At 61.3% G+C, this 21,964-nt stretch carries 16 protein-coding genes; 9 read left to right on the top strand and 7 right to left on the bottom strand.

What is annotated here, in order from left to right; genetic code table 11:
* The coding region (gene wzy, locus N536_RS0127900) for an O-antigen polysaccharide polymerase Wzy (protein ID WP_029116615.1) at positions 1-1,340 on the top strand (1,340 nt) is incomplete at its 5' end.
* A gap of 103 nt (positions 1,341-1,443) precedes the next feature.
* Here the strand turns inward: wzy and N536_RS39720 are convergent.
* The 4 genes from N536_RS39720 to N536_RS0127880 form a co-directional block, all read right to left on the bottom strand.
* A complete protein-coding gene (locus N536_RS39720) occupies positions 1,444-2,865 on the bottom strand; it encodes a polysaccharide biosynthesis tyrosine autokinase (RefSeq protein WP_081809419.1) in 1,422 nt (473 codons plus the stop codon).
* 167 nt (positions 2,866-3,032) lie between these two features.
* Positions 3,033-4,862: a DUF4012 domain-containing protein gene (locus N536_RS0127890; protein WP_029116614.1), complete on the bottom strand. Its 1,830-nt coding sequence runs from the start codon at positions 4,860-4,862 to the stop codon at positions 3,033-3,035.
* Between the two features lie 40 nt (positions 4,863-4,902).
* Positions 4,903-5,301, bottom strand: coding sequence for a hypothetical protein (locus N536_RS0127885; RefSeq protein ID WP_155948761.1), 399 nt, complete (start codon positions 5,299-5,301; stop codon positions 4,903-4,905).
* 417 nt (positions 5,302-5,718) lie between these two features.
* Positions 5,719-8,502 (bottom strand): AAA family ATPase, encoded by a 2,784-nt coding sequence (locus N536_RS0127880; protein WP_036437811.1) that lies wholly within the window; start codon positions 8,500-8,502, stop codon positions 5,719-5,721.
* A gap of 315 nt (positions 8,503-8,817) precedes the next feature.
* Here N536_RS0127880 and N536_RS42370 point away from each other — a divergent pair, with 315 nt between their 5' ends.
* From N536_RS42370 to N536_RS40940, 8 genes are all read left to right on the top strand, one after another.
* On the top strand, positions 8,818-9,258 hold the full coding sequence (locus N536_RS42370; protein ID WP_155948760.1) for a hypothetical protein: 441 nt from the start codon (positions 8,818-8,820) through the stop codon (positions 9,256-9,258).
* A gap of 169 nt (positions 9,259-9,427) precedes the next feature.
* Entirely contained in the window at positions 9,428-10,759 is a 1,332-nt protein-coding gene (locus N536_RS0127875; RefSeq protein ID WP_029116611.1) for a UDP-glucose/GDP-mannose dehydrogenase family protein, read from the top strand.
* Positions 10,760-11,223: 464 nt separating this feature from the next.
* Entirely contained in the window at positions 11,224-12,687 is a 1,464-nt protein-coding gene (locus tag N536_RS0127870) for a sugar transferase (protein WP_231514658.1), read from the top strand.
* Between the two features lie 25 nt (positions 12,688-12,712).
* The gene (locus N536_RS39715) at positions 12,713-13,477 is read left to right on the top strand and encodes a bifunctional 2-polyprenyl-6-hydroxyphenol methylase/3-demethylubiquinol 3-O-methyltransferase UbiG (protein WP_155948759.1); all 765 of its coding nucleotides are present in this window, start codon (positions 12,713-12,715) and stop codon (positions 13,475-13,477) included.
* Positions 13,474-14,424 (top strand): NAD-dependent epimerase/dehydratase family protein, encoded by a 951-nt coding sequence (locus N536_RS0127860; RefSeq protein WP_029116609.1) that lies wholly within the window; start codon positions 13,474-13,476, stop codon positions 14,422-14,424. The genes N536_RS39715 and N536_RS0127860 overlap by 4 nt, the downstream gene beginning before the upstream one ends.
* A gap of 268 nt (positions 14,425-14,692) precedes the next feature.
* Positions 14,693-15,625 (top strand): glycosyltransferase, encoded by a 933-nt coding sequence (locus N536_RS43140; RefSeq protein WP_369798479.1) that lies wholly within the window; start codon positions 14,693-14,695, stop codon positions 15,623-15,625.
* Between the two features lie 479 nt (positions 15,626-16,104).
* Entirely contained in the window at positions 16,105-16,638 is a 534-nt protein-coding gene (locus tag N536_RS42680; RefSeq protein WP_231514661.1) for a glycosyltransferase, read from the top strand.
* Positions 16,639-16,685: 47 nt separating this feature from the next.
* Positions 16,686-17,483 carry a class I SAM-dependent methyltransferase gene (locus N536_RS40940; RefSeq protein ID WP_081809418.1) on the top strand — a complete coding sequence of 266 codons (798 nt, stop codon included), beginning with the start codon at positions 16,686-16,688 and terminating at the stop codon, positions 17,481-17,483.
* Between the two features lie 328 nt (positions 17,484-17,811).
* Here N536_RS40940 and N536_RS0127840 read toward each other — a convergent pair whose 3' ends face one another.
* From N536_RS0127840 to N536_RS0127825, 3 genes are all read right to left on the bottom strand, one after another.
* A complete protein-coding gene (locus tag N536_RS0127840) occupies positions 17,812-18,651 on the bottom strand; it encodes a class I SAM-dependent methyltransferase (protein WP_231514657.1) in 840 nt (279 codons plus the stop codon).
* Positions 18,652-18,948: 297 nt separating this feature from the next.
* Positions 18,949-20,337, bottom strand: a complete 1,389-nt coding sequence (locus N536_RS0127835; protein WP_029116604.1) for an O-antigen ligase family protein — start codon at positions 20,335-20,337, stop codon at positions 18,949-18,951.
* A 202-nt stretch (positions 20,338-20,539) separates the two neighbouring features.
* Entirely contained in the window at positions 20,540-21,760 is a 1,221-nt protein-coding gene (locus N536_RS0127825; protein ID WP_155948756.1) for an oligosaccharide flippase family protein, read from the bottom strand.
* Between the last annotated feature and the right edge of the window lie 204 nt (positions 21,761-21,964).

The following is a 21,964-nucleotide window of genomic DNA, read 5'->3' as shown; positions in this document are numbered from 1 at the left end:
TGGCGTGGCTGCCCAGTTATCTGTCCATCGAGGTGCTGTTCTTCGTTTTCAGCTATCTGATCTTCTACTACCAGTACCAACTGTTTCTGTTGGGCGCGGCGGATCTGTCGCAGAGTGTGTATGTCTCCAATTCGTTCGCTGAGGGTTCGAACAAGGCCATCACGCTGGCCACGGTGGGAATGCTCGCGTTCGCGATCGGATACAGGGCTTCGCCTCGGGCCACGCGTGCGGTGGGCACGGACGTCGAGCCCGCGTCCGCGATGGCCCGCCCCGCCCGCACCGAGCTCAAGGACGTCGAGCAGTCTGGAAGCGGAGTGGGGAACACTTCGCGGCCGCTTTACTTCCATGCGATGGCCACGGCGTCGAGCACGGTGCTGCTCAGTCTCGTGGCTTTGTACCTTTTCGCGGGTTGGCGCTCCGCCGACGAGGGCCGATACACCCGTACGACGACGGAGGCGGTGGGGCTCGAAGGCACGTTCGTGCTCATCTTGACGTTCTGCATGATCGTGGTGGCGCTGTGGATTTACGCCCGGGCGGCTGAACTCCGCACGCCGCCGATGCTCGTCGTGGGCCTCGTGATCGCAATCGCCTGGAGCGTGCGCTTACTCGTTCTCGGAGACCGCAGTTCGTTCCTGCTCATCGCCTTGGTGTTGGTGGGCGGATACGTCACCTTCCTGCGCTGGGTTCCGCTCGTGATGTTGATCGTCGCCTTCGGGCTCTGGTTGGTCGTCTACCGGCTCATCGAAGTGGTCCGGTTCATTCCGAATTGGTATGACAGTGTGAACTTCTGGCAATTGATGTCGAGCTCGCCGACCTATCAGCAGTCATCTAGTGAGAGCAGTTTCAACGTCACGACCATTGCGCTGCGGGCGACGGTGCAGGTGGTCCCGGACATCTATGACTTCACGTACGGCGTTTTCAAACTGGTGCAGTTCTCGGCGATCATCCCGTTTAGCGCCAAGCTGTACCTCCCGTACCTCCACTCGGAGTACCTGAGGGCGTCGGACATGCTGCGCGACAGCATGATTGGTCCCCTGGCCACATGGGACCCGGGCACCAACGTCATCTCTGATCAATACATCGATTTCGGGGTGCTGGGCGTGGTGGTCATCTTGTTCGCCTTCGGATTGATTGCGAAGGCGATCCGTAACTATGTGGCTCGCGAGCCGAGTGAGGCGCACCGAGTGGTCGTGTACCTGCTTGCGCTGGCATTGTTCGCCGAAGCTCCGATTCTGAACATCGGCATCCCGGCCAGAATGCTGGCCTGGGCGCTCATGTTCATCGCGCTCACTGGAGCATTCTCCAGGCACTCTAGACACAGCCACCGACCCCGCCGTTAGAAGCAGTTTCGAACTACCCGGCATTCCCCTTGGAATTGCTGTGTGTCGCAGTCCCTTTTCAGGTGCACGTGGGCGGGCGAAGTGATCTCGGCGCCCGGCAGTCTTACCTCTCCGGAGTGGAAGCCGCCGAACCCTGTGAACTACTGCGGTCAGCGCGGTGATTGCCCGGAGCCTTGTCCGCTTCGCCGTAGTAGCTGTAGTAGTAAGCCTCATTTTGCCGCGCGGACATCATTGTGAAGATGGCGCCCAGTATCCGTGCCCCGACGTTTTCGAGGTTCGCGACGGCGTGTGCGAGCTGATCGCGCTTGGTTTCGCCGAATCGCGCAATCATGAGCACCCCGTCGGATTCGGCCGCCAGCACCGCGGCGTCGGTGACCGCCAGCAGTGGGGACGTATCCACGATGACGAAGTCGAACGACCCGCGAAGTTCGCTCAGGATCTTCTTGGCTGCCAGCGACCCGAGTAATTCGCTGGGGTTCGGCGGAACTGCTCCCGAGGTAAGGACGGTCAAACCCGGGAAGCGTGTCTTCTGTAGCACCTCGGGAAGTGACGCTCGGCCAGTGAGCACCGTGCTAAACCCGACCGACCCGACCAGATCGAGATACGTATGCAGTTTGGGGCGTCGCATATCGCCTTCGACCAGAACCACATTGTGGTCGGCCTCAGCCAAAGCCAACGCGAGGTTTATCGCCGTAGTTGACTTGCCCTCGGAGGGCAGAGAACTAGCGACGACGAGCACTCGCGGCGGGTCGTCGACATCGAGGAATTGCAGATTGGTGCGGAGCTTGCGAAATGCTTCGGCTATCGCTGATCGATCGCCGGCGAAAGGTATCGCCGGATTCTTTCGGCGGGTCTTGTCGACCGGAATGGTCGCAACGAGACCGGCGCCGACGATTTGTTCAAGAATTTGTGGGTTCTTGACGGTGTTGTCCAACCGGTCACGAAGGAACGCGAGACCAATCCCAAAGATCACGCCTAGTGCGAGGCCCAGGGCAAGGTTACGACTCGTTTGAGGAACTACGGGTTTGTCGGGTAGCGCAGCGTGTTGCTCGACTACGACCCGGGAATCGGGTCTGGCGCCATCTTCTGGAGTTTCCAATTCGCGAACCAGAACGACGAATTCATCGGACAAGGCGTCAGCAATGTCGCGGGCCCGCACGGGGGATGGGTCGAGCACCGATACGTCAATCAAGACCGTATTGGGGGGCACGGATGCCTTGACTTGACTACGCAAGGCGTCCGAGCTCATATCCAGGTGGAGTTTGTCAACCGTCCGCTGGGCCAACGTCTCGCCAGTAATTAGCTTGGTATACGAGAGGACGCGCTGTTGGGAGGACAAAGTGCCCGAATATATGTCGCTTGCGGATTCGGCTCCCTGCGTCGACACGAAGAGCCTCGTCGATGCCTGGTAGAGCGGTGTCGTGATCAACGTGAGGGCGATGGCTCCCATCAGGCCGGCGGCAATAGCGCTACATATGATCAACCAGCGAGATCGCAAAAGTCGCACGAAGTCCTGAATATTCACAGCCCGCCCCTCATCGCTGGTTAATCCACCCCCGTACGCGCCGCCAAGCGACGTCGCGCTTTCGCCGAACTATACAGCCGTGATTTCCTCACGTCGCCAAAATGGCGTGAGTCACAGCAAACTAACGGACGCGTAGTCTGATGTAGCCGTCACATGACCGAAGAAGGTCATCTCGAGCACTCGGGCACCGATACCTTTGGGGTGACGCTGTCCCGCAACGGTTGGATCGGCACCCGCGGAGCTCCCGGCGCCGTCGGCTCAGTCAGCAGGAACCTCAGTTCCGCTGTGACCCCGGGAGGAATGGCCACTTGCACTTCGAAGATCGGGTGACCGCGTTCCATGCTGGTGAACACCGGCCTTCGCCTGCCGTCGACGATCGCACTCTGCAGTGTCGCATTCGTGGTCGCGAGAAGAAGGACCGAGGACACATTGGTGCTACTTGGAACCTTCATGGGCAGTGCAGTAGGTAGCCACGAAGTACCGGCCACGTAGTCCGGCAAAGGCTCTTTGGGCGCCGTATTCGTCAGCCGAATGGTGACGGTCGATTTCCTCGTTCCGCCTTCACACGCGTCGGCCGTGTACTCGATCTGTCTTTTCAGGTAGTAATCGAGTTTGTTTCCGGCGAGGTTGTTGATCACGACACCCGAATAGGGTGCGGGATCATCGGGGACGACATGTGCCAGAGCAGTCTGGTCGAGGAGCCGCTGGTCGTCGGGCGATGAGCTCCACACCGCGATGCGCCCTTCGCTGACCGCTTTGCCGAGGGCGTCGAGCAGTTCGCGCGGCGAGTCGACGTGTCCCGTCATCTTCTTTACGACTTCGCTGGCGACATCCTGGAGATATTGCTTCCGCGCGGGTTGGTCAGTGGGAAAACGGCTGTAGACGGTCGACTCCGTCAACTCGACGACGTTTTCCTTGGTGATCGTTTCACCGTCTGGCATGGTTACGGAGCCGACCGCGCCGAGAACGTAACTCAACGCCACCGGGTCGATCGCGATGACTCCGTCTACGTCACTGCCGGACTGCTGAAGCCACAACGACTTCCAGATCTGGGCCGTATACGGGAAGTGTGAACTCAGATTGCTGTTGCGGAAATCGGTCGTGGGATTCTGAAACCCATACTGCGCGTTGTATTCCGGTCCAAGGTCTATCGGAGCAAAGGGTTTGTTGAGTTCGCTGTTCGCCCCGAGGGTATCCACGCTCGGGGTGCCGTCGTCGAACCGCAGAATGCCGAACCCGCCGAGTAGGCCACCTGTGCCGCGGGCTTCAGCATTGGTCTGGAATCCCATGAAATAGCTCCGGGGACCGTCTGCACCCATCATCGCGGGCACTAGACGCCCTGCCAGGGCCGTATTCTCCAGCAACTTCGTAATCTCGGATGTCTGCGCCTGAAGTTCCACGCGGGCGTCGCGGATCGCGGAAAGATACGAGGGATCGGGGATCGCACTTGCGTCAGCATCGAGTCGTGCAGCAGCCGCTGATATCTCGTCCAGCTTCGGGGCGGAGTCGCGGAGCATTTGCACGTCTACACGGTCACCTTTGAGCAACCGGTCCGGTGATATCGCTGCGGCCACTTCAGCCGAGGGTTGCAACACCTCGCTTGTCAGGCCTAGTACGACATCGGCGAGCTGTTGGGCCGACTCGAACGGCCCTCCCAGCCACGGCACGGCCGACACGGCGTTCCAAGGCAGTGAATGAGTCGAGTTGCGCGCTGTCTGGGCATGGCTATGCGCGTCATTCGCCCATCGGGCGGCGTCTTCCGACGTGCCCTTCAGTAGCGCTTCCTTGGCCTGCTGAGCGCTGCTGCGTGCCTCTTCGAGGTTGGATCTTGCGTGAACCGCTTCGTACCCGAGCCAGCATCCGAACGCAATTACGACCAGTAGGAGGAGACCGGCCGCCTGAGCGACACGCCGGAACCGACGTCGCGCGGAACCGTCGTCGTCGTCGTCATCGTCGTCCGGCCGACGTCCAAACGGACTCCGCGAGAAGATTCGCACTTAAGGCGTATCGAACAGCGTTTACGGGATGGCTCGAGGCTTAGCAGCCGGAGCCGAGCGACGCCGTGAGAGTGCCGTAGCCCCCGACTCGCGCGCTGATGCCGCCGACGCAAACCTCGAGATCCAACGACGCCCACCAACCCGCCAATGGCACACCGAGAACCGGAATCAGAAGAAACACCGGAATCGGATTCACCTTGATGATGTCGGTGCGGACCGGCGGCGTCGGGTCGTTGGGGCCGAGGTAGAAGGCCCCAGGAATCGTAGCGGCCCCAACTGCGCACTCAGTGGAGTTGAAAACCGGAACAAAACAGGTGGCCGACCCGAGCGCTGACCCGATGCCCGTTGCACTCGGCGCTGGCACGAGGGGCGTCGCCTGAGCGGCTGGCGCCGATACCACCGTTGCAGCGGCTGCGATCGCGCACGCCGCTGCTCCCATCCGGACAGTTGTAGCAATGCTATTCATGATCCCCCCAGACCTACTAGCGGATAAGCTTTGGCTAGCATCGCACCACCCATTACACGCTGTCAACCATTATCTTTCGATGTCATCACGCAATTTCAGCAACTGTTAGTCGCGGGCTGACACAAGGGAATAGTCGTCTGCGTCAGCTAATTTATTGTCGTTGGTGTCATCGAGCCCCGACCGGCCACGACGCAGGTTGCGCGGCCGTCGGATTCGTTGAAAGAGGAAGGTTCGTCGTGTGTCAGCCGCAGGCGTGATTCATACGAATGCAAACAGATCCGTTAAGAGTTGAGCGCCGCTACTGCGCCGCGACGTCCCCGCCTCGTCGCCACCGCGCAGCAAATTTGCGCCAAGTAAACGCGCATGGCTCCGAGTTCGCGAGTGGATCGACTACGTCCCCGCCGGCTGGGCACCAGCCGTCAATTGGCTCATCCGCTCGGCCAGCTCGACGCGTGAATTGATGCCCAGTTTCCGGTAGATGCGGGTCAGGTTTGCTTCGACAGTCTTGAGGCTGATGGACAGCATGGTAGCCACGTCGCGATTGGTCATGCCGGAGGCGGCGAGTTCGGCGACGTCTTGCTCGGACGAGGTCAGCCTTACGTGCTCCGTCGGGATGCTCTTCGTCGCGGCCAGTTCGTCGCGGGCTCGGGTGGCCCACAACGGCGTTCCCATGTGCTCGAATGCCCGCAAGGCTTCGACCAAGGTATCTACTGCGTCTTCCTTGAGGCCCTGACTCCGTTGAAGCCGGCCGAGCAGTAACTGCGTGCGGGCGCGCTCGAACGGCATGGGAAGCCGGTCGTGCGCGACCATCGCCTGCTGCGCCATGCTTACAGCGGCTTCGACTTCGCCCTGGGCGGCCAACCACATGCTGCGGCAGCGTGCGCCGACCGCCAGCGCCCACGGTCGGTCGAGTCGGTGGCCGTTGCCTTCCAGTGCATCGATCAGTGGTCCGGCTTCCGAGATGTGTCCCATTGCGATCATCGACTCGACGGCATCAGGGAGGAATTCGGCGACGACGATCTCGGTGCTAGGCAACGAACTGAGCCGTGTGATCAGCGGCTGCAGGACTGTCAGAGCCTCGGCATAGTCGCCAAGCGAGACGGCAAGAAATCCGTGCGTCGTGACCGGCTGATCAGCGAGTCGCGTTGAACCGCAGCGGTTCGCGGCCTCGGTCGCGGCGCGCGCGTCGGCACGTGCGTCGCGTTCACGCCCGGTGTAGGCGGCGACGACGGCGCGGGCGGCGTAGGCGATGGACGCCATGTGGTCATCACCGAGCTGCTCGGCCAGTTCGATCGCATCCTCGGCCGTGCGTGCGGCCGCGGGGAAGTCGGCCCGCCAGACGTCGATCAGCGTGCTGTGGAGATTGACGAACATGACGTGGCTGTTGGCGCCGCGCTGGATGTAGTGGTTCCTCACGGCGTGCATCTGAGCGCTCGCCTCGTCCAGACGTCCCGTCCAGGCCAGTGCCAGCGCGTTCACGGTGCCGGCGCTGAACGGGAGCGAATCGTCGATGTCGGGGTCTGCCTTCTCCAGCGAGGCCCGCAGACTTGAGTCGTCGACGTCTTGCCCGCACATCAGGCGGAGCGTCGCCGAAAGCGCGCGCGCTTGGCTGGACAAGGCCGGTAGGTCCACTGCTTGGGCCAGCGTCGCCGCTCGTGACGCGCAGTCGAGTGCGTCCTCGTGCTCCCCGTTGTTGAGTTGAGCAAACGACAGCAAGAGGAGGCGCTGCACTACCACCGTCGGGTCGGTCGCAGCGTCGACTCCTGCGCCGCGTAGAAGGTCGGCAGCTCGCGCAAAGCTATTGTCGTACATGCACATTTCCGCAAGCAGGTTGACCGCGGTGGCCCGAAGCGGGCCTGGCGGCAGCTGGCTGAGCATAGGTGCGAGTGCTGAGCGGGCAGGTTCGGCGTTTCCCGCGTGGAGGTGATGCGCAGCGGCACGGATCCGCCGTTCGGGCGTATCACCACCGAGCTGAATCGCCAGGTCGACGAGCTCGGCGGCGGCGGCCGGAGCACCGCGAGTGCGCGCTGCCTCTGCGGCGGTATCCAAGGCCTGCAGCGACAGCGGGTCTGCGGCGAGTGTCGCCAACGCGAGATGTCGGGCCTTCACTTCGGGTAGCGACTCGACGTTCGCCAGCACCCGATGCATTCTGCGTCGGCGCGCTGGACTGGCATCCGCGTAGACACCGTGGGCCAGCAGCGGGTGGCTGAACCGCACCTTGTTGCCGTGAATGCCGATGATGCCCTTGTCTTCGACTGGCTCGAGCATCTCGACGGTGCGCGCCGTGGTGGTCCCCGTCGCCTGCGCGAGCAGATCGACGGTCGCATCGGGAACGCACGCGGCGGCAAGCAACACTTCTTGGACGTCGGCTGCCAGTTGACCTATCCGGCTTCGCATCAATTCTGCCAACGGGGACGGCAATGTCGGTTCGGCAGTTGGCGACTCGACGTTCGTCCCTTGCGCCAGCTCCAGGGCGTAGGACGGATTGCCGTGAGAGATCTCGGCAATGCGAACCATCGTCCGGCGAGGAAGTGAATGGCCCAATCGGTCGGTGATCAACGTGTGCAGTGCGCCAAGTCGAAACGGTCCCAGCCATATTCGTTCGATGGCATTCTGGCTTCCCAGACGCAGCCAGCTTGCCGTCGCAACGCTGTCGTCGGGGCCAGCCTCGGCGACGAGCACGCCAAACCGTCGTTCGAGACGACGCGCGACGAACGCTACGACGCTTCTGCTCGGCTCGTCCATCCACTGCGCGTCATCGATGGCGACCAACACCGGTGCCTTCGCCGACAGACGCTCGACGATCGACAGGATCGTCGTCGCGATGAGCCTGTGGTCGCTTGGGGGATACTCGGCATTGGCCGGCAGCAGCACACGATCCAGTGCGGCCCGCTGAACCTGGGGCAGCCCGTTCAGGTGCTTGCAGTCGACGTCGCCGATGAGCTGCGCAACCATCCCGTAGGGCAGCGCCGAGCGGGCTTGACTCGCTCGAGCCGAGAACACGCGGAATCCACGCTCGCGCGCCTGCTGCACTGCTGCCGACCACAGCGTGGTCTTGCCAATGCCGGCCTCGCCGTCGATCACCAGCGCCGACGAGCGCTCCGCCAGCGATGTCAGAAAGTCGTCAAGAGTTCGGAACTCGGCTGCACGGCCGACGATTCGCCCCCCAACCATGACATGTCCCCCCAGGCCTGATGTTCCCCCAGACAAGGGCAATTGTCGCATCCGGCAAATCCATTGGCTGCGAAATTGCAAGGAAACCCTGCCTCGGCGTCGAACTCTTCTGGACGGGCAGTGTGTGCTGTTCGGATGCTCTGCCGGCATAGGGTTGGCCAAGCGGCAACTCTAGGGAAACACCCGATTACTGGCCTACCGGTGCGCAGTTAGATTCAAATCGCGCTGGGTGCCGACGCCGAGAGCGGCATGAGGCGCTAGCCGCTAGGGGAGGGTTCCTTGATGGGGAGATTTGTTGCGGGCATCTGTGGTGCAGTGGGCGCCGCGCTGCTCTCGGTGGCGGTGCTCGGATCCAGTGTCGCGTCCGCTGCCGACGGGTTGACGGGCTCGTCGTACAGCGAAGCGGCTGCTTGGATTTCTTCCCATAGTGGCACCCCCGTAGTGGGCACCGTGAGCGGCGACCAAGTCGAGAAGGGCAACTGCATCGTTGTCAGTTGGCATAAATCGATGTTCCTCGACTCCAGCGGTGACAACACTCGGGGAAACGATTACGTGCTCAACCTGAACTGCTATAACCCTCTCGCTTCGCCAGGGCAACCGGGCAACTCGGCGATGAGTCCGGCAGGCGTCAAGGCAAAAGAAGAACAAAAACAGGCGGCAAGCATCGACAAGAACCCCGCCTGGTGCGAGACGAGCGATTCGCGCCTGAAGTGGTGCCAGGGAGTCTGTAATCGCACAGGGCTGTGCGAAATTTGACCCGACCATGTCCATTGTCAGCAGCGAGGTAACCGGTGCTCGTTCAGTCCGAGCGCGACTGCCGCCGCGGAGCAATGGGGGCATTCGTACCGGCACGCGGACTCGTCACGCGCAACACCGGTTCGACGACGTCGCTGGCTCGTTCACCTAGTCAAATTCGAGGCGCATCATGCGAATCAGTGTGATCGGAACCGGATATCTCGGTGCGGTGCACGCTGCCTGCATGTCGAGTCTGGGGCACGAGGTCGTCGGATTCGATACCGATTCGTCGAAGGTCGAAGCATTGTCGCGCGGCGTCTCGCCGTTCTTCGAGCCGGAGTTCGACGATCTGTTGCAGTCGATGCTCGCGACGGGGCGACTGCGATTCACCGGCAGCGCCGAGGAAGCCGTTCGGGGCTCGCAAGTACATTTCATCTGCGTTGGGACGCCACAGCAGATGGGGTCTGATGCGGCCGATCTACGTTTTGTCGATGCCGCGGTGCAGACAGTCGTCGACGTAGCGGATTGCGCCGGGCTCATCGTCGGGAAGTCGACGGTGCCCGTCGGGACAGCCCAGCGGCTATCCGACAGGTTGAGCGGCGATGGTCCTCGGCTCGAATTAGCTTGGAATCCAGAATTTTTGCGCGAAGGGATGGCAGTGCGCGACACCATGCATCCCGATCGGCTGGTGTTCGGGGTGACGTCGGAGCACGCCGAAAAGTCCTTGCTGGAGGTCTACGGAAAGATCATCGATGACGGCTCGCCGTACATCACGACGGATTTGGCGACGGCAGAGATGGTGAAGGTGGCCGCCAACTCCTTTCTAGCCACGAAGATCTCATTCATCAATGCGATGGCCGAGGTCTGCGAGGTGGCGAAGGCAGACGTGGTCACGCTCAGCCAGGCGCTTGGCTATGACGAGCGGATCGGCCGGCGTTTCCTCAACGCCGGCCTAGGGTTTGGCGGTGGATGCCTGCACAAGGACATCCGAGCCTTCAGCGCCCGGGCGGGTGAGCTGGGAGCGTCCGACGCGCTGACGTTCCTGCGTGAGATCGACAAGATCAACATGAGAAGGCGTGACAAGGTCGTCGCTGTTGCCGGTTCCATGCTCGGAGGTGACTTCCTTAGCAAGAACGTCGCCGTGCTGGGAGCGGCGTTCAAACCCAACAGCGATGACGTGCGGGACTCGCCGGCTTTGAACGTCGCTGCTGCAATGCATTTGAAGGGCGCTGCCGTGCGGGTGCACGACCCGAGGGCTATTCCGAACGCCCGCAAACAGTTCCCTACCTTGACGTACTGCTCGAACGTCGAAGACGCGTGCCGCAATGCGGATTTGATCGTGCTCGCCACGGAATGGGATGAATACCGCAACATCGATCCTCGCCCGTTCCTGTCTGTCGTTCGCGAGCCCCGGCTACTCGACGCCAGAAATGCCATCGATTATGACTTCTGGTCGGAAGCCGGCTGGCGCGTGTACGCGCTGGGGCGAGGTGTGTTGAACGGCCAAAGCGTCCGGCGATGACGTCATCACAGCAACAACGCCAGAAATACTGAGACCCCGCTCGTCGCGCCAACGACACTGATCGTTCGCTGCGCTGCGCCGCAATTCACCTCCGGCAGGGCATGTGCCGCGTTACCTGGGGTATGAGGGTCAAAACATAGGGAAACACCCCATTCCGCTGACAACCCCCTGTGAATAGGCTGGTCACAGGTCGAAGAACTCGGGTACGAGTGTCGTCGCTCCGTGGAAGCGGAGGCCACGGCAGCTCACGAAGTCGCCGGTGAGACCACGGGTTTCATGGGCAGCAGAGTCGTCAATGGCGGCTACAGGGGGTACGTGATGTCGGATGTGCAACGTGCGTGTACGCGCACCGGCGACGTGGGTTGGATTGGGAGCCCGCACACGTCCGTCTTGCTTGAAGTTTCATCGATCGGACTTCCCGCTCACACAATTGGACCTTTCGTCCCAGCACTGGGCAGTCGGATATGACAGAAGTCGTCGATTCGACCACGGCGGCCACTCCGTGGAGATCGATTGCCGCTGATCGCATGCTCAACCGCGCCAACCATGGCGTTCTACGATCCGCCGATCGTGCGCCGACCGACGTGCGGATCCTCAGCCGTATCCGGGCCTGGATGGTCGTCCCTGTCGTCGACTTCGCACTGTTGGTGGCACCTCTTGCATGGCGGCCCCCTCAGCCATACGCCGTTGTGGGCATGGCCGTTCTTGCGACGCTCCTGCTGGCCGGAGGAGGGCGATGCCTCGCCCCTCTGCATCTCAGTGTCTTGGATGAACTGCCGACGATCGTCACTCGGCTGTTGACCGCCATGGCCGCGGTGTCCGCAGTCATCCTCTACTTGCACCAGAGGTCAGCGGTACTGGTCTTCTTCGAAACCGCTTGCCAAGCAGTCATATTGGTCATCGTTGGCCGGGTCGTCACGACGCGGCTCATCGCAGTGGGCCGCCGAAGCGGCATTGCGAAACGTCACACTGTCATGATCGGCGGTGGTCCGATAGCCACCGAACTGGCTCGGATTCTTGCGGAGCACCGGGAGTACGGCCTCAGCCTGGATAGCTTCGTCGACGACGGTGAGCTTTCTCCAGCTGAGGCATACCTGCCGCGGCTGGGCCGCCTTGCGGATCTGGACATGGCGGTGTTGACCACTGGCGCAGACACCTTGCTGGTCGCCGATGGAAGTTTCGAGGAAGGCGCGTTGATCGCTGCGGTGCGCAGCGAGGCATGTCAAAACGCGGAGCTGCTCGTTGTTCCGCGGATGCATCACTTCCACACCCAGACGGGTATGGCGGACCACATCGGCTCCATCCCGATCATGCGAATCCGCAATCCGAATCTCCACGGACCCTCGTGGCTGATCAAGCGCGGATTCGACATTGCAGTAGCCACAACATCACTGGTCATTCTGTCGCCGGTGTTGGCTGCGGCTGCGTTGGCAGTGCGGATAGAGGGTGGACCCGGCGTCATCTTCCGCCAAGTCAGGGTCGGGCGAGATGGCAAGCACTTCGAACTCTTGAAGTTCAGGTCGATGCGGCCGTCCAATGAAGCTGAGGCGCAGACCAAGTGGTGTGTGGCCGCGGACAATCGGGTCGGTCCGGTCGGACGGTTCCTGCGCTGTACCTCAATCGATGAGTTGCCACAGTTGTGGAACATCCTGCGGGGCGACATGACCGTGGTTGGGCCCAGACCGGAACGGCCGCACTTCGTTGAGCAGTTCTCCACACAGTTCGACCGGTACTCTCACCGTCACCGCGTTCAGGTAGGACTCACCGGCTTCGCCCAGGTCAGTGGGCTGAGGGGGGATACATCCATCGCCGATCGCGCCCGCTACGACAACTTCTACATCGAGAACTGGTCGCTTTGGCTCGATATCAAGATCATCCTGCGGACATTTCGTGAGGTCCTGTTCTACCGCGAAAGGCGAACCCCGTAAGCGTGTCTGAGTGGAGTACAAGTTGATGAGCGACGTCTTGCGAACCTTCGCGCACGCGAACGCTTCGTTGAGCGGCCGGATCTCACCGGCGGTCGTGAAGACGACGCACGCGTATACGAGATATGACGAGGCAGGTACGGCGCTTCTTCAGCGAGAACCGAAGACCGTCCTCGACGTCGGCGCTGGCAAGCAATGGCATTTCAGCCCTTCGCTCAAGGGTCGGGGCATGAACCTCATCGGCTTCGACATCGACGATGCTGAGATGGAGGAGAACGCTCTTCTCGACCAAAAGATCTGCGGAGACGCGTGCAAGAGCCTCGGAGTTCCGGACCAATCCGTAGACCTGATCATGGGACGTGCCGTCATCGAGCACCTGCATGACACCGCGTCGTTCCTCACGAGCGCAAACCGGGCCCTCCGCGAAGATGGCCACCTCATCGTAACGTTTGCGAGCAGGTACGCGCCGTTCGCCATCTTGAACCGCATACTCCCTCAGCGCGTATCGAGCTGGCTATTGTTTCACCTCGTGCCAGGCTCCTCCGGCGTGCTCGGATTCGATGCCTTCTACGACCGCGCAGGGTTCTGCGAATTCAAGCAAGCTCTCACCGATGCTGGATTTGAAATCGAAGAAGAGTACGCAAGTTACTTCTCAGCTTCGTACTACAGCTTCTTCCTGCCCATGTTCTTCGTCGGTCTCGGGTTCGACTACGTGCGATACCTGCTCGGAAAGCCCCGCCTGGCATCGTATTTCATGTTCATCGCAAGAAAGCGGAACCCGGCGGCGCAATGACTGTTCTGGTCACCGGCGTCGCTGGCTTCATCGGCAGCACCCTTGCAGAGCGACTCGTACGTGATGGTCATGAGGTCGTCGGGATCGACAATTTCAGCGCCTTTTACGGTCGCGAGATCAAGGAGTCGAATCTGTCACGACTGGTTGCCGCCGACGAATTCACACTGGTGGAGGGCGATCTCAACGAAGCCGACCTCCAGACGGTTCTCAACGGCGTCGAGATCGTCTACCACCAGGCGGGCCAGCCAGGCGTACGCAAGTCCTGGGGCGCAGATTTCACCAACTACGTCGATGCGAATATTTCGGCTACGCAGCGGCTTCTCGAGGCGGTTCGCCAGTGGGCGCCCGGACTCAAGCGCTTCGTCTACGCCTCGTCCTCGTCCGTTTACGGTAATGCGGAGCGTTACCCGACCCAGGAGTATGACCGACCACAGCCGCGCAGCCCCTACGGCGTGACGAAGCTGGCAGGGGAGCACCTCGTCACCCTGTATGCCGCAAATTTCGGGATTCCGTCCACCAGCCTGCGGTATTTCACCGTGTATGGGCCACGGCAACGGCCCGACATGGCGTTCAATCGGTTCATCTCGCTGGCGCTGCGTGGCCGACCATTGCCGGTGCACGGCGACGGCAACCAAATCCGTGAGTTCACCTACGTGGACGACATCGTTGAGGCGAATGTGCTCGCTGGCCATGCTTCCGTCGATCCGGGCACCGTCGTCAACCTTTCCGGCGGAACCGCTACGTCCGTAAACGATGTACTCGGCCTGTTGGAAAAGATCCATGGAGAGACGCTGCAGATAGACCGCGGCGATGTCGCACTCGGTGACGTGTTCCGCACCGGCGGCAGCACCGAGAGAGCGAAGGCACTTCTTGGCTGGGAACCCCGGCTGGGAATCGAAGAGGGCCTGGCACTCGAATACGACTGGTTGGCGGCGCGGCGTGGCTGAGGTGTTGAAAGCGCACACCTCCGCTTCCGAGGTCGAGCTTGCCGCGCGGATAGGTCGAGGCTTTCGTGGGCCCAACAGCGTTGTGTTCGTAGTCAACAACGACAGATCGTTTCTGAGCCACCGGGCGACTTGGGCGGCCGCTCTGCGGGGCGGGGGAACTGCAGTGACGGTGATCGCCGAGGATACCGGCGAGGCGGCCACCGTTCGGCGTCTCGGCTTTGACTTCATCGCGGTAGATGTTGGCCGGGAAGCATCCGGCATCCTCGCAATGGCCAAGTCAGCCACGCTGATCATGCTCACGCTATGGAGGATCCGGCCCGCGGTCGTGTTTCTGAGCGCACAAGTCGCCTACACGCTCGGATGGCCCGCGGCAATCGTGCTCCGCCGCACCACGTTCATCCGCGTGGCCGGCGGGGTGGGTCGTGCGCTCGACCCGTCGATGCTCAAGACCCGGGTGAGCAGGGTCGTGCAGCTATCGGGTCGCCTAGCGGGGCGGTTGGGAAACGTCTTCACGCTGTTCCAGACCGAGCACGATCGACAGACCTTCGAACGACTCGGGTTACTTCCTGATCCTGCACGGTCATTAGTGATCCCCGGCACGGGCATCGAGCTCGACGCTTGGCGCATCGACGGCGTCCGGAACTTCGAGCGCCCAGTCATCTTGTTCGCCTCGCGGCTATATCGCGAGAAGGGAATCCACGAGTTCGTTGAAGTCGCCGAGAAGCTACGCGGCAGGGGCTGGCGCTTCCAGGTTGCTGGTGATCAGGACTCGGGTGTTGACAGCGCAGTGACCACTGGGGAACTCGACAGGTGGCGAGACCATGGTGTCGTGGAACTCCTTGGCCACCGCAAGGACATGGCCCAAGTATTTTCTGAGGCAACCCTCTTCGTCTTCCCGACCCGGCACCCAGAAGGTACGCCAAAGGTCCTCATCGAAGCTGGCGCATCCGGAATTCCGGCGGTCGTTTCTGGGCATCCGGGTTGCGCGGCGGTCATCGAGCACGGCGTCACGGGCATCGTGCTCGGCATCGAACCATCAGTCGCTGAGATCGTGAACGCCGTCGATGCGATGGCATCTGACCCTTACACGTCTCGGGCCATGGGTATAGCCGCCTCCCAGCACATCTCGAGAACGTTCTCGTTGAACGCCGTGCTCACCCGGCTGCTGGAGTGGAAGGCAGTCGGAGGGGTTCGCTTGTGAGGATCGGTTGCAGCGGTCTGGTCAATCAACGGTCCGGCATCGGTGTACTACAGCGGAACCTCTACGCCCACTTGGCCGAGGCGGGACATGAGCTGGTATTCAGCGAGCCGCGTGATGTCGGTGCGTCTCTCCCGTCCAGGATGCTGGGCCTCGCAAGAGGCTTCCGCCCTGTCCGCGGACATCTGGATGCGTACTTGTCTACCGTGCCGCCCCTCCCGTACGGAACACGGGCACCGTTACTCGCGATCGTTCACGACCTTCGCTGGTTGCGTACTCGGTCGAAGGTCGCCGCGACCTACCGGGGCTGGGATCTACACCGAACGGTGCGGCACAGCGCTGCGCTCCTATGCGTCAGTGAGAACACCCGTCATGACCTGATCGAGTTCGACCGAACGGCTTCGGGTAAGGCAATTGTGCAGCTGCTGGGGGCCGGCCAGATTCCCGAAGGGTCCTTCCGACAGAACGACACTGGACTGGTGATGCTGGTGGGCAGTGCAGCGCACAAGCGCAACGAGCACGCTGCCGCGGCACTCGCATACGAACGTCCGTCGTGGGTCCGAGGAGTCATCGGGGTCGGGGTCAGCGAGCAAGTGCAGGAGTCGCTGTCGAAAGTCTTTCCGTGCGAATGGTTTCAAAGCGCCACTGACGCTGACATGGTCACGCTCTACCAGCGCGCGGAGTTCTTCCTGATGCTGGGGACCGACGAGGGCTTCGGATTGCCGTTCGTCGAGGCGCTCGCGGCAGGATGCCAGGTGATTGCAACGGACCATCCGCTGGGCCGAGAGGTGGTCGGTGCCGCGGGATTCTTGGTGCCCCCCGGCGTAAGGGAAGAGATCGCCGAGCAGTTGGCGTACGCGCCCTCGGTTCCCCCTGAGGTGCGAACCAACCATGTGAAACGCTTCTCCTGGAAAGCATTCGGTAAGGCGTGCGAGGCGGAATTGATCCGGATCGCGGATGGGTCACCGTCCCGGCCCACGTCCGTCACATTGCCTGATGTCTCGAGACCTCGCTGACGATCAATGCTGCACTGAGAAGCCGCCGCAACCTCTACGCTAGAGATATGGGCGTCGGACATCGGCACATACGCGACGTGCTGATCGATGAACTCGCTGCCAGGGATCTCATCGAGCCGGTAATCCTCGACGCTGGATGCGGCGACGGAAGGCTGCTCGACACAATCGGCCGGTCGACCGACGCCCAGCTCTGTGGCTTCGACTCCGCCGAATATGGCCTTCAGACCGCCGATTTCATCGGTAGCCAGGTGGCGCGTGCCGACATACGCCACACCCTGCCGGACGGGTCTTGGCCCTTCGAAGATAAGTCGGTTGACGTCGTCGTATCTCATCAGGTCATTGAGCACGTGTTTGATTTCACTCAGTTCTGCGCCGAAAATGAACGCGTTTTGCGGCCAGGCGGTTTCGCGATACACGTGTTCCCAACCCGTCACACCATCATTGAGTTGCACATGCTCTTGCCCTTGGTCCACCGGATCCGGAGTCATGACGTCAGAGCGGCCGCCATTCGGCTGCTGACGCGGCTCGGGATGGGTTCCAACCGGGAACTCACTGATCGCGCTGCCGCGGCAGCTCACGCTGACTATTCGCGTACCTACACGACCTACCGGTCGTGGCGCGAGCTCGTCAGCGAGATTCACCGGCACCACCTTCGAGTCTCATACCGGCACTCGTCGCGGCTATTGAAACTATTGATTCTCAACGCGATGCGCAGTGATCGCAAGGTTCGAGCGTCACACCCATTCGTCGAGATGTTCTGGTTCCCGCTCGTTCGATCGCTTGTATCGGTCACGCTCGTCGTGGAGAAACAGCAGGACTACCGCTCGGACTGGAAAATGCACTAGATCAGAAAACGCCAGCAGCCCTTAGGGACTCACCGATGACGGGATAGGTCAAGTCCTCGTAGGTCCGAGTCGTGTGCACCCAATCGTGCTTGGTCGGTGTCGAGCCTACGAAACTGGGACATAATCCGTCTGCGCTGCAAGACCACGTACGTGAGTCCACTCAAATCCCGCCAACGGATTCGGCGAGGCGCCGCTCAGTCGCGGCCATCGAACGCCATTGATTGGTGACTCGGCTGATGCAATCACCCGGGGCGCTTGATCTCTTCCCGTAGCAATCCACGATGTGCTTGTCCGCGGGCGGAAACTACTGCTTGGTAATCAGGACGAGTCACTGGTAGACGCTGCGGGGAAGAGCCCTCGATCCCTTCCGCACCACGACGATGGAGTCATTAATCTCAATGCTGTTCAGCGTCGGCGTAATCCGCGGCACCGACACGTCGCGGAGTGAACTGGGATGGCCCGTCCGGAATTTCAGCTCGCTCTCGGCACCCGGGTAGTGCGCGTGCATTGCGTCCACTAACACGGCGATGAAGTCAACAAAGGACATCGAACTATCTCGGTAGGACTTCCAGTAGTTGGTGTGTACATCCTCTACGACGTACGTGCCTGGATCGCCCAGAGCCGACGCGAAGAGGCACCTGAATGACGCAACCATGTGCGACGTCATGTGGCTGCCATCGTCCAGAATCAGATCGAATGGCCCAAACTCGGAGTTGACCTCCTGCAGGAACGTCGCGTCCTGCTGCCCTCCGATGCGGACGTGGATGTTGTTCTCTGGGTCCTCGAACTCTTTACAGTTCGGATCGATGTCGATGCCGACGACGACTGAGCGAGGATGCAGATATTCTCGCCACATCTGAAGGGACCCACCGTTGAGTACGCCTATTTCCAGCATTCGGATTGGTCGAGATCGATCTATGACGGACTCGTACACGGGCAGGTAGTGCATCCATTTATGAACTCCACGAGTTTTGATGAAGATCGCGCCTAGCTCGCCAGCAGGTGGAGAGTCCTCCGCGACCCAAGTTTGCGATGCGCCTAATTCCGGACCAAGGGCCCTTTGCATCCGTCCAGCACCGGTGTAGGGGTAGCGGCGGCTCAGAAACGGCGCCTTTCTGGATGGAGCGAGATTTGCCTTGTCGAGGAGATCGCGGACCCGCTGTTTCATCGCAAATTCCTCATCCTTCGACACTGTCAATGCTGTTGGTGTGAGGTGCCGAACAATCCAATGCTCAGATTGAACTTCGCAATGTCATTCTCCCCACCCGGAATGTCGCCAAGCATAGTCAGCCGGTGGCCAATACGGGTCGGTTTGTCCAAACGGTGACGCCAAGACACAACGCGATGGCGCCAGCGCAAATCGCATCGCCGGCAGCTAGTCGAGCGGCACTGGTCGGCCGAATATTCTCGCGAGTCTCAACTGCCGACACGTTGTGCCGGAGCGGGGAAATTAATTCGCGTCCAGTCAATTCCGTGACTGTAAAGACGCCAGTTCGGGCTGCACGCTCCTAGCGGACCGTAGCCGGATCCCAGTCGATCTCGTCGGCGCCACGATCCGAGTGCTCTGATCCCCACCCACCTCCGCTGCAGAGAGCCCGGCGAGGAAGGCGACTGGTAGAACGATCAGATTGCAAACGGTCGATTCGAAGAATGGCTGGGTCATGCTGATTGCAATCGAGGCGGCGACGGCTGCCGTGTAAGGACCGCCATGCTTCAGCGCCCGGTACGCAAGGAGTGACAGGGCCACCAGGTATGGGAGCGATAGAAGACCGCCGATCTGAAGCATGGAGAGCACCAGATTGTGAGGGAAAGTTTGGCTTTCGCCCGCCATCAGCGACGCCTCGCGGAACGATGCCCAGCCGGTGCCCGTCAACGGGCTTTTGACAAATTCCTCCCAAGCGAGTCGATACATCTCGAATCGCGTGTCGATGTTCGTGTAAACCTGGCCGTTGAGTTCCGCTCGAAGTTCGGTCGCCCGTTCGATGGCGATGAATGCAGCAATAGGGATGAGGACAGCCAGCATGCGGGCGATCAATCGGATGAGAACGTTTGTGTTGGCTTGCTTCAGCGTGCCTAGCGTCATCCGACGTGCTCGCGACCGGTGTTGTCCCGATTTCGTCCAGAGAAAGAAGATCGCCCCGACGGCGGCAGCAATGATCGCTCCACGAGTCAGCGTGAGCAGTGCTACACCAATGGTGGCCAATCCGATCAAGACGGCGTACTTGCGATGGCGGCCCATGCTGGTGGACCGAGCCATGACTGTCAGAGCTCCCACAACGAGAGCTCCAGCAACCACGCTGGAAACACCCCAAGGCATAGGTGACGACTGGTGCAGGGAATTCACCGAGCTGGCTCCCGAATAGCGAACGAGCAACTGCCCGACGCCAGCGATCAGGAAGACCGTGTATCCAACGTCGATCCAGGAATAGTCGCGTGGGATGGTCTTCCAAATCTGGGCGATCGCTATTCCGCCCACAGTCCCGGACGCGAAGTTCAGGTAGGCGAGGGTGCCGGCGGCCGGGTCTGTTGACCAAATGAGTGGAACGGCAAGAAGCGCCATAGCCACGAGAAGCCACCGCGCCGTAACGGGTACGTCACCGTAATTGCGTCGAGCAAGCACGCTGAACCCGATGTGGATGACCAGCACGGCGATGGCGAGCTGGCTTGCGTAGATCGGCAGTTTTCGACCACCGACGTCCGCCACGATCGCCGGTCCCACGGCGATTAGCGCCAGGGGTAAGCCGGCGAGCGCTGCCGTTAGCGACCATTGAGGGGCGAACGTCTTCTGCCGGGCAGTAATCGGTATCGAGCGCGCCGCCGCCCTACTCTTCGCTGAGGAGGCAATGTCAATCACCAGAATGTCCCACCGCTCTCGCCGCGTATTCAGAGAGTCTCGGTGGACGTTGGCAGTGCGCGGTGGCTGTTTTCCACCTAATGCAACTCGACATCACCTTCTACGCCCCCTTCGACCTCCCCTTGCCGATTCGCACTCGCCAGTATGAGCGCTGTCGCGACGCTAAGCGCCGCAACGAAGTTAATACTCGCCAGAATTTGCATCATGTCGCTGTCGGCGTGGTCGTCTCACGGGTCTCAAGCCCTCTGCGAACCAACGCGGGGGCATAGAGGAAGTAGCAACAGACGGAAATCACTGTGCCTGTGAGATAGCCGATGATGAATATCTCGGGCCGGTTGGAAAGCGCGGCGACAACAGCGGCCAAGCCGCTGATAACCAAGCCGCACAGTGCATACGGAAAATCGATCCAAGCGTTGCCAACGGCTGCTCCCGACATCGAGAGCGGAGCGGTGATACCGGATAGGGTGAACGCCAAGAGCATCGCGAGGAACATGGGCCAGTGCTCCGCGGCGCCAGTGAAGCTAACGAAGGCCCAATACGCCAATGCGACCGGTGCGCACGACAACCCGCCCGCAGCGACAGCGATAAGGGTTGCCCCGCGGAGCAATGCGCGTAGGCGCTGTTCATCTGAACGGCCCAGGCTGGCCGCATCGGCAGCGACACGAAGCATGAGAGTCGCCATTAGGAACCGCGGGAGCGCAGCGAAGCGCCACGCGACCTCGTATGCCGCGAGAAGCACTGGGCCTCCAAGCGCCCCGACGATCCAGCGATCGGAGTTGAGCAGAATCGAGGAGGTGATCGTGCTCAGTGTGCGCAAACCTGCATACTGTCGCCACTTGAAGACTTGTGTGACTGTAGCTTTGGATGTCTCTGAGGTGCGTGCTCGCCACCCCCACGGGAGGACTAGGCCTGTCACCAGGACTCCCGACCCCAGCCACCCGAGCGGGAGAGCCCAGAACGAATGGGTAGTGAACAAGAGCGCCGATGTACCGGCGGAGGCGGCGAACGCGTGGCCCCCGGTGGCAACGTTTCTCAAGGCGAGCTTGTCCGCAATCAATGCGGCTTGCGCCACCACCATCAACACACTGCGAATGGCGGATGCCGATGACATGGCGACAATGGCCGCAATCGCCTCTGCCACCGGGATCGATTGACCGAATTCGGTGTGACGGTAGGGGATCCAAACGATGCAGGCGAAAGCGCCGATGGTAAATGCGCCGGAGGCCGAAAGAGCCGAGGACTTCATGATGAGCTTGGCCTTCGGCTCCGCGAAGAATCGCGCGGTTACGAGCGCGACACCGCCGAAGTCAAGTGAGAGTGCGACTGTGGCGATCGTCGAGAGCAATGCCCAGAACGCAAAGTTTCGATCGTCGAGCACGACTGCGCCCAACAATGGAAGCGCGAACAAGGCGACGAAACTCAAGAGAGGTCCGACAGCGCCGCCAGAGAGGTGGCTGACGAGGGACCAAAGCGGGTGCTGAACAATCATCTGAGGCCGTCGGCGGCATGACGCCGACCGCATGACCGAGGCGCGTCTCAATGTCCTTTGCTTTCCACAGGAGCAGCGCCCGTCGGTCCAGTCGGAGCGCCTTTCCTGATGCACGCCTGCCCATCACGTGCGAAGCTC

The organism is Mycobacterium sp. URHB0044, from assembly GCF_000620625.1.
In the GTDB taxonomy this organism is placed as follows: Bacteria; Actinomycetota; Actinomycetes; order Mycobacteriales; family Mycobacteriaceae; genus Mycobacterium.
Note: the sequence above shows the minus strand (reverse complement) of the source record. Positions and strands in the feature narration are given on the sequence as shown.